At 46.1% G+C, this 2,314-nt stretch carries 2 protein-coding genes; both read right to left on the bottom strand.

The annotated features are described in order from the left end of the window. Nucleotides 1-354: 354 nt before the first annotated feature. Complete coding sequence (locus AB4Z33_RS30805; protein WP_442053551.1) at nt 355-1,620, bottom strand: IS110 family transposase; 1,266 nt, start codon at nt 1,618-1,620, stop codon at nt 355-357. Nucleotides 1,621-1,832: 212 nt separating this feature from the next. Then, entirely contained in the window at nt 1,833-2,192 is a 360-nt protein-coding gene (locus AB4Z33_RS30800; protein WP_442053550.1) for a winged helix-turn-helix transcriptional regulator, read from the bottom strand. Nucleotides 2,193-2,314: the final 122 nt, after the last annotated feature.

Here is a 2,314-nt window from a genome sequence, read left to right as displayed (position 1 = left end):
AGTTTCCTCACTCAGGCTCATGAATTCGCAGGATTTCATCCTGTAGTTACAACGAAGAGGAGGGTGTGGGAGTAGTCGGTGGCGAACAGACGTAAAAATGGGCATGCGGGAATAAAGGTGAATGCTGCATCACCCATATTGTTCCATTATGCGCACGTCTCCACGTCGCCCTAGCGATTCTCGCTCCCATGTCTCAACGGGTCATAGCCCTTTCATTCCTTCGTCTCATCTAACTACGGGGTSGAGGTCGGTSTTTCTAACGGAACGGGTCCGAGCCCTTTTGCGTAATGTCTCCCGATACTCCGTGCTTCTTGTCATCCTGCGAATGCTTGAGCTGGTGAGGAAGGACTGAACTTAGGCAGCCTGTGGGAAAACTCTGGTTGAATCGTAAGCCTCGCTGCTTTTAGCCAGGCCGACCAGCAAACGGGCTACCTTGCTGCATAATTTCATGATGGACTTCATCTTTTTCAGCTTCTTTTCCTCCACATTGTAACGGTGTAAAGTCCGAATTTCTGGGTTCGTCATAACCATACACATAGTCATAAGATACAGAAAATGACGCAGACGTGGGCGCCCACGTTTACTGAGCACCATTTTTCCTCGCCATTTCCCAGAACTAGCCTCCGCTAGATTCAGTCCGGCATGCCGAAGTAGTGCATTTCCATGCGAATAACCGCTTAGATCACCGGACTCACCTAGAACACCTGCAAGACACGTAGCGCTGACGCCTCGTATTTCAAGCAGCTTCTTTGCGTAAGGAATTCGCTTAAGAATGCAGTGCAGCTCGTTCTCAATCTGTTCAAGCTGACGCTGTGCCAGGTCATATTCTTCTAGTAATTGGTCAAGATGAAGCTTGTATGCGTGTAGTGCATGGGTAGTGCCGACACTGGATTTAGCAAGTGAAATGAGCAACTCGGCGCGTTTAACTCCAGAGTGGCGCTTCACATATTGCTTCCAGCCATCGAGGACCTGTTCTGTACTTAACCGACTGATGTCGCTCGGCAAAGGAAAGAGTCTGAGTGTTGCAATTGCACTGGTGCAGGTAAGGATTTTGAAGACCTGACGCAACTCGGGAAAGACGATGTCTACCCAGCGATGAATCTGATTGACCGCACTGTTAAGCCGTTTGGTAACCGTCTCGCGGTTTGCCATGAGAATGCGCAGCTCCTCGAAGGCTTCCGGATGAAAGCGAACAGGGGAGTAGTACCCGTTTTTGATCATATCTGCTATGACAAGGGCGTCCTTACGATCGCTTTTAGACGGCGTATTATCCCGGTTTTCCTTATTCTTTTTGACAAGATGAGGATTAACCAGAACAGCCTCAATTCCTTGCTCGACAAGCCAGCGTGCTAGGCTGAACCAGTAGTGGCCGGTCGGCTCCATGCCAACGATGATGCTGCTCAGACTGTGGGTTTTGAGAATATCCTGGACCCAACTCTCGAACAACTTGAACCCTTCGCGATGGTTGCCGAACTCGAGCGGAGCGCCTAAAGCAATCCCTCGAAAGCTGACAGCCCGGGCAACATGGGTTTCCTGAGCGATGTCGACGCCAAYAACTAGATGGTGAACGGTAATGTTTTCAATGAGTTGATTTTGCTTGTCTTGTGCCTTAAACTTCATAGTAGAGCGACCTCCTGATGGGCTTTTTGAGGCAATGACCTCGTGCGTAACCCCATCGTACTGGAGGCGCTCCTTTTTGTTCAAACGCCAAATTATTCGTTTTACAGGAATTCTAACGGGAAACGATAGCTCAACAACCAACGACGGCAGCCGCCAGAAAGATCGGCTGTCGTCGTTGCGCTAACGGGAGATTAATTTAAGAAGTCCAATTTTTAATCTATTTTATCCCCAAACTTCTTCCCGAAATGTTCCATTAAATCAATAATGGGGATTAGTTCCTCTGCTTTCAATGTTAATGAATATTCAACACGCGGAGGTACCTCTGGATAAATTTTGCGATTAATTAAGCCATCCGCTTCTAATTCTCGAAGTTGTTTTGTTAGGGATCCTTGTGAAATTCCCCCTAAACGAGTCTTAATTTCATTATATCGATGCGGGTTAAACTTTAAAAACCAAAGAATTAGATACTTCCAACGTCCCGAAAGTATGTTTTGAGTATAGGCGATGCCATATAACTCTCTATGATCTTTCATACATTCTTCACTAAATTCATCCTCATTTATTCTAGACACCTTAATCACTCATTTCTGCTGTTAGGTACGAAAAAGTGTACTATGTCAATTTTTATTGCCTACTTCAAATTTCCAAGCAACGTATATATATTAGTACATGTATACTATTAGTACATGTATAC

This window comes from Paenibacillus sp. 2TAB19, from assembly GCF_052115185.1.
Taxonomy (GTDB): Bacteria; Bacillota; Bacilli; order Paenibacillales; family Paenibacillaceae; genus Pristimantibacillus.
The sequence above is the reverse complement of the archived record's forward strand: the minus strand, read 5'-3'. Positions and strand labels throughout refer to the sequence as shown.